The sequence below is a fragment of the Caulobacter sp. genome, assembly GCF_035254145.1.
Lineage (GTDB): Bacteria > Pseudomonadota > Alphaproteobacteria > Caulobacterales > Caulobacteraceae > Caulobacter.
This window is the reverse complement of the sequence record NZ_DATFAV010000268.1, coordinates 1-6,859: the sequence shown is the minus strand read 5'-3', so window position 1 is coordinate 6,859 and position 6,859 is coordinate 1. Positions and strand designations below refer to the sequence as shown.

At 66.6% G+C, this 6,859-nt stretch carries 5 protein-coding genes; 3 read left to right on the top strand and 2 right to left on the bottom strand.

Annotation, left to right across the window (positions count from 1 at the left end):
* Nucleotides 1-141 precede the first annotated feature (141 nt).
* The gene (locus tag VJ655_RS16350) at nt 142-792 is read left to right on the top strand and encodes a class II aldolase/adducin family protein (RefSeq protein ID WP_324112892.1); all 651 of its coding nucleotides are present in this window, start codon (nt 142-144) and stop codon (nt 790-792) included.
* Nucleotides 789-1,952 carry an MFS transporter gene (locus VJ655_RS16345; RefSeq protein ID WP_324112890.1) on the top strand — a complete coding sequence of 388 codons (1,164 nt, stop codon included), beginning with the start codon at nt 789-791 and terminating at the stop codon, nt 1,950-1,952. The genes VJ655_RS16350 and VJ655_RS16345 overlap by 4 nt, the downstream gene beginning before the upstream one ends.
* Here the strand turns inward: VJ655_RS16345 and VJ655_RS16340 are convergent.
* A complete protein-coding gene (locus VJ655_RS16340; protein ID WP_324112888.1) occupies nt 1,921-2,613 on the bottom strand; it encodes a helix-turn-helix domain-containing protein in 693 nt (230 codons plus the stop codon). The two genes, VJ655_RS16345 and VJ655_RS16340, sit on opposite strands and share 32 nt — an antisense overlap.
* Nucleotides 2,614-2,657: 44 nt before the next feature.
* Nucleotides 2,658-4,916, bottom strand: a complete 2,259-nt coding sequence (locus tag VJ655_RS16335; RefSeq protein WP_324112886.1) for a TonB-dependent receptor — start codon at nt 4,914-4,916, stop codon at nt 2,658-2,660.
* 365 nt (nt 4,917-5,281) lie between these two features.
* On the opposite strand from VJ655_RS16335, the gene VJ655_RS16330 reads away from it, so the two are divergent.
* Entirely contained in the window at nt 5,282-6,385 is a 1,104-nt protein-coding gene (locus VJ655_RS16330; protein ID WP_324112884.1) for a calcium-binding protein, read from the top strand.
* Nucleotides 6,386-6,859: the final 474 nt, after the last annotated feature.

The window sequence follows — 6,859 nt, the reverse complement described above, 5'->3', positions numbered from 1 at the left end:
CTCGGCGCCGCTGGACGCCGCCCGCTTCGCCACCGCCACGGCGGCGTTGGTCGCCCAGGGGCTGGCCACCACCGGAAAACTGGAGAGCTTCGAGACCACCGAAGCGGCGATGGGCCAGATGACTCCGAGCGAGGCCGCCTGATGGCCGCAATGGACGAGGGCGCGCTGCGCCAGCGCATGGCCGAGGTGATGCGGGCCATGGACGACAAGGGCCTCAATCGCGGCACCTCGGGCAATGTCTCGGCGCGCTGCGGCGAGGCGATGCTGGTCACGCCCAGCGGCGTGCCGGCCTCGCGCCTGACCGCCGACCACATGGTGCTGGTTCGGCCCGACGGTTCGACGGCCCCAGGGTCGCTGAAGCCCTCCAGCGAGTGGCGGATGCACCGGGGCCTGCTGGATCGCCGACCCGATGTCGGGGCGGTGGTCCATTGTCATTCGCGCCACGCCACCATCCTGGCTTGCGCCGGCAAACCGATCCCCGCCGTGCACTATATGGTGGCAGTGGGAGGCGGGGCCAGCGTGCCCGTCGCGCCCTATGCCACCTTCGGCTCCACCGAGCTCGCGGAGATCGTCGTCGAGACCCTGGCCGGGCGGTACGCCGCCCTGATGGCCAATCATGGCCAGATCGTCGTCGCGCCGACCCTCGATTTCGCCCTGGCCATCGCCGAGGAGATCGAGGAGCAGGCGGCGGTCTATTGGGGGACCCTGGCGATCGGCGGCCCGACCCTGCTGGGCGACGACGAGATGAACCTGATCCTCCAGCGGTTCAAATCCTACGGGCAGGGCCGATGAGCGTTTCCGAGGCGGCGATCGAGGCGCCCGCACCCGCCGTGATCTCTCCGCCCCGGCGCGAGGTCGCGATCAGCCAGGGGGTCGGTGTCGTGGCCCTGCTGATCGCCGGGCTGCAGCCCGTGATCCTCGGCGCCTTCGAGCGGGAGGGCCGGCTCAGCACGGCGCAAATCGGCCTCGCCGCGACGGTCGAACTGATGGCGCTTGGCCTGGCCTGCGGCCTGGCGGCGGCGCTGCTCAAGCCGACGAACGTCCGACTTAAGATCGGCCTAGCCTGCCTGTTGCACGCGGCCGCGATGCTCGCGACGACCCTGGTGAGCGGCGTCGGCGTGATCGTCCTGCGCGCCGCGGCCGGCGCCTGCGCCGGGGTGATGCTGTGGCTGGCCATCGGTGCGATCGCGCGCGCGTCTCATCCAGAGCGCGCCTCCGGCGTCTTCGTGACGGTGCAGACCTTCGCGCAGCTGGTGTTGGCGGCGGCCTTGCCGGCGACCGTCATGCCGCATTGGGGCGTCAACGGCGCCCTGGCCTGCCTCGCGGCGATCTCGCTGCTGGCGGCCCTGGCCTGCCTGGCGGGACCCGACCGGCTCGCGCCCCTGCCGAGGTCCGACGAGGGTGGGCGATTGGACGCGCGGTCGATCGCCGGACTGGCGGCGGTGTTCCTCTGGATGGCCTTCATCGTCGCCCTGTGGGTCTATCTGGAGCCGCTGGCCGCCAAGGCTGGTCTGTCGCCCCGGGAGGCGGGCCTGGCGGTCGCCTTGGCTCTGGGCCTGCAAGTGCTAGGCGGCGCGGCGGCGACGGCGGTCGGCGACCGGGTCCCGCCGACCCGGATGCTACTCGCCGTGGGGACGATCAACGCGCTGATCCTGGCCACGCTGTGGAGCGGCCCAGGGCGCGGGCTGTTCATCGCCTGCGTCGCGGCGTTCGGATTCCTGTGGCTGTTCGCCCTGCCGTTCCAGACCCTGCTGCTGATCCGTATCGACCCCACCCGGCGCGCCTCTATGCAACTGGGCGCGGCCCAGCTGCTGGGCAGTAGCGCCGGTCCGCTGGCCGCTTCGCTGGTGGTGGGGGACGGGCCCGTCCGGCGGGCGCTGATCCTGTCGGCCGCCTGCCTTGCCCTGGCCCTGGGCCTGATCAGTCTCTTGAGGCCGAAGCAGCCCGCGTGAGGTGCTGGTAATACAAGGCCACCATCCAGCAGATCTCTTCGTTGATCTTGTCCTCGTCCTGGTCCGGCTCTTCCAGGACCATTTCGGTGGCGGCGTACATCATCTGGGTAGTCAGCCGCGTCGCCGTCCGCAGCCGATCCTCACTGGCGCCGGGATTGGCCGTCTTCAGGATGTCGAACAGCGTCTGGGCGACCATGTCGCGCGAGGTGGTTCGCACTTCCTGCAGGACGGGCAGGGCTCGCAGGGCGCGCAGGATCCAGTCGCCGCCGGGAAAGGCGCGGGTGATGGCGTTGATCTGTTTTTGCAGGTCGCGGTTCTTGGCGACCGACTCCTCGATCGAGGACGCCTCGGTTCCGCCGGCCTCCAGCCAGGCCAGCACCGCCTTGTCCTGGGCGTCCATCAGGCGGTGGGCCAGTTCCTTGAGCAGGGCGTACTTGTTGGGGAAGTAACGGTAGAGGGCCGGCGGCGTCAGACCGGCGCGCTCACACACCAGGTTCGTCGTCAGCCGCTCGAAACCGACCTCCGCCAGCAGCTCGCCGGCGGTGGTCAGGATGACCTCGAACGTGTCCTTGCCACGCCGCCGCGACGGGCGCGACTTGGTGTCCAGCGAGGGGGTCCCGGTCTTGGCGACGATGGTCTTGGCGGCGGTGCTTCTTGCCATGAGGCCCTGATAGCAAGATTGCCCGCCGCCGACCAACTCCGGCGCTAGTAGTGGTACCGCAGGAAGACGCCCAGGCTGCGCGGGCGGTTCATGCTCAAGAGGTCCTCGCCCAGGCTGTCGATGTTCGAGATCGAGACGACATAGGTCTTGTCGAACAGGTTGCGGGCGAAGGCCCCAGCCTCGATTTTCTGGTCCGGCGAGCGCCAGCTGACCTGGGCGCCGGCGATCCAGACGGAGTCCTGCGACAGGCGCTCGGCGTTGGAGTTGTCGAAATAGACCTTGGACGAATAGTTGGCGTCGACATTGGCGACGATCGACGAACCGTTGGCCAGCGGAGCGACCCAGGTGGCGGCGGTATTGAAGGTGAGCTTCGGCGACTGCGGCAGGCGGTTGCCGGTGTAGTCCTGGCCTTCGCTGAAGTACTCGCCGAACTTGGCGTGCAGCAGTGAGACGCCGGCCGTCAGGGTCAGGGGCTGGATCGGCCGCGCGGTGATCTCGGCCTCGCCGCCATAGACCTTGGAGTTGGCGGCGTTGTCCAGCACCAGCACGGTCAGGCCGTTGCGCAGCGCCTGGGCGAAGACTTGCTGATTCTTGTAGTCGTAATAGAAGCCCGACACGTTCAGCCGCACGCGACGGTCCAGGAACTCGGACTTCATGCCGACTTCGTAGGCGTCAAGCGTCTCGTTGTCGTAGGGCTCGACCTCCTCCGGCGTGGTGGCCAGGCCCCCGAAGAAGCCGCCGCTCTTATAACCGCGGTTGTAGGTGGCGTAGACATTGGTGTCGTCGTTGACCGCGTATCGCAGGCCGAGACGCCCCGAGAAATCCGAGAAGGTCTTCTTCTGGTCCGAGGTCAGCAGGACGATCAGGCCGTCCTCGATCTGGCTCTTGTAGTTCATGTGTTTGTCGTCGGCCGACCAGCGCAGGCCGACCGTGCCGGTCAGCTTGTCGGTGATCTTGTAGTCGGCCTGGCCGAAGACGGCGTAGCCCTTGGTCTTCTGGGTGTAGGGCCAGCCGAACACCGCCACGCTGTTCTCGGGGCTGAGGCCGGTGGGGTTGTCGGGCGTGGCGAACAATGGGCGCAGGTCGCGCAGGGTGTCCTGGCGGGTGTTGTCCTGGACCGTCTCGTCCATGAAGTAGCCGCCGATCACCCAGTTGAGGCGCTTGGACGGATCGTTCGACTGCAGGCGCAGCTCTTGGGTGAACTGCCGCTGGCGGGAGCGGTAGTTGATCTCCAGCATCTGCGCTGGACTGCCGTCGGTGTTCTCGAGGTCGTTGCGGTGCGCCCACTGCCAGGCGGTGACCGAGACGAGTTGCAGGCCGCCCAGCGACCAGGTCGCCTGGGCCGAGGCCCCGAACAGGTCGACCTTGTCCTTGCCCTCGACATTGGCGTCGACCGCGCGGCTGTTGTTGTCGGTGTCGGCGTAGCCCAGCAGGTCGGCGCACGCGCCGCTGGCGTAGGCGTTCGGGGCGCACAGGCCGTTGGGGCCCGTCGCCGCCGCCGTGGCGGGGAACAGGGCGCGGTGCTGCGGGGCGATGGCGTCGCCGCGGTTCACGTAGCGGTTGATCTGGGTCAGCAGTTCGAAGTCTTCGGTCGGCGTGTAGAGCAGCGACAGGCGGCCGGCCCAGTGGTCGGCGGCGTTGACGTCGTTCCCGGTCACGCGGTTGTAGGTATAGCCATCGTCCTTCACCCACTGGCCGGCGGCGCGGAAGGCTAGTTTGTCGGCGATGATGGGGCCGCCCACGGCGGCCTCGGCCGTGACGGCGTTGAAGGTGGCGTATTCCAGCGAGGCGTCGGCCGTGAAGGTCTGGCTGGGCCGCTTGGTGGTGATGTTGATCGCGCCGCCGTTGGTGTTGCGGCCGTAGAGCGTGCCCTGTGGGCCCCGGAGCACCTCGACCTGGCCCAGGTCGTAGAAGCCGGCCATCTGGGCCAGGGGCGAGCCGATATAGACCCCGTCGACGTAGACGCCGACGCCGCTGGAGGCGTTGGGGTTGAAGTCGCTGAGGCCGACGCCCCGGATGTAGATCTTGGGATTGGCGGCCGCGTCGTTGGCGCTGATCCGCATGCCCGGCGCCATGTTGTTCAGAGCCAGCACGTTGTTGACGCCGCGCGCGGATAGGGTGTCGGCGGTCAGGGCTGTCACCGAGACGGGGACGTCCTGCAGGTTCTCGGCGCGCTTTTGAGCGGTGACGACGATCTCGGCGATCACCGTGTCATCCTGTGCTCGCGTGGAGCTGGCCTGGGCCGCCGCGGCGCCCGCCGAAAGCGCCAGCATGGCGCACCCCATGAACAGAACCGCCTTCATATCCCGCTCCCTTTTATCCAGCACTTCGACCGGTTGGTCGCATTACGATAATAAAAACTATCCCAATGCAAGGGCCGTGGGTGCAAGCGATCGCGGCCGTTCCGGCGAGCCGTCGGCGGCGGCGCCCGCTTTGAAGGCGGATTGGCGCCAAAGTGGTCGGGGAGGGGCTGCCGCCCCCGGACTCAAGGGCGATACCCGTTCTGGGTAGATCTCTCTGAGACAGATTGTCGCGATTTTTTGCTTTGCGGAGAGTTATCCGCCGCTGGGGCTCGACGATGACCCTCTAAGGTAATATCGACACCCGGCGTTTTGGGGCCGCTGGCTCCTTTGCTCTATTTCAGCTCTTGAAACCTGACGGTGTGGCCATGGCGACGTACTCTTTCTCCAAGATCACCGCCGCCGAAGCCAAGCGTTTCAACATTCTGAGCTACGACACCCTGGTGTTCACGTCGGGATCCGCGACGGATGTCGAGATTTCCTTTTTCCCGCAGTCCAATGGCTATGGCTCTTATCAGGTGAGCCTGGGCGCGCGCTCGGTGTTCTTTCCGCAGGCTGGCGTCAATTTCGGCCTGCCGGCCGCGGCGGCCGCCGCCCGCCTGGTCTTCTCCGACGGTTCGCACCTGTTCGTCGGGGGCGCCGGCGACGATTTCTATGAGCCGAGCGCCGTTGCGGCCACCCACGCGATCGCGGCGTTCGGAGGGACGGGAGATGACACGCTGCTCGGCGGCGACGCGGCCGACCGGCTGGTGGGCGGCGCGGGCGACGACAATCTGGACGGCGCGGGCGGAAACGACGCCCTGGATGGCGGCGACGGCGCAGACACCCTGACCGGTGGCGATGGCGACGATACGCTCGACGGCGGCGCGGGTAATGACACCCTGCTGGGCGGCTCGGGCCACGACATCCTGAACGGCGGCGCTGGTAATGACAGTCTCGACGGCGGTTCGGGCGACGACATCCTGCATGGCGGGGCCGGCGCGGACACGTTGATCGGCGGACGGGGCGCCGACACCCTGGACGGCGGCGCGGGCGCGGACACCCTGACGGGCGGATCGGGCAACGACATCCTGCTGGGCGGTTCGGGTGACGACATCCTCAACGGCGGCGCGGGCCAGGACAGCCTGACCGGCGGCCCGGGGGCCGATGTCTTTGTCTTCGGCGCCTCGGATTCCCTGGCCTCCGCGCCCGACCAAATTCTCGATTTTGACAGCGAGGATTCGCTCGACTTCCAAGGTCTGGCGGCCGCCACGCCCGTGAACTACCAGCTCCTGGCGAATGCGGCGACGCTCGACGGCGCCGTGGCGACGGCGAACGCCGCTTTCGCCGCGAAGTCGGCTCTGATCTATGTCGGCGTGCAGGTCGGCGAAGACTTCTACGTCTTCGCCGACAGTCTCGCTGTCCACCAAGTCGGGGCGGCGGTCGTGCTGCGTGACGTATCCGCCTTCGATCCTCTGAGCGGGATCGTCTAGAGCGCCTAAGCGCAGATCTCACATCGAACCATGTTCGTCATGCGACAAAAACACGCGCAGGTAACACCTGGGCTCTCTTCGCCGCTGCTCGTATAACAACGTTTATCGACACCGAATGGCAGAGGATGTTTCGCGGGGATTCCAGAGAGTTCGAGTAAACGCCTTAAGAGATAATCGGCCGCTGCAACAAAATACTCGCCTAAGTGGTTATCTGGTTGCTGTTTCTCTTCTAGTTTACCCGATTTGAGTTGATAAGCGCGACCTTATAGGCTGGAACCCTTGACCGCAGGCGCACGCAATAGTGTACATGCGTTTACCCTGCTGGGTTGTGGTCGATCTTAAGATCGACACGACCCAGAACGGGGCGAAATCAATAACGATAATAACCTCAAGTTGTAATTTAACTTCTTTTGGCGGGTTCTTGATTCGTCAAAGTCTGTCCAATTGCAACGTTTCATTGGGTTGGCGACGCAA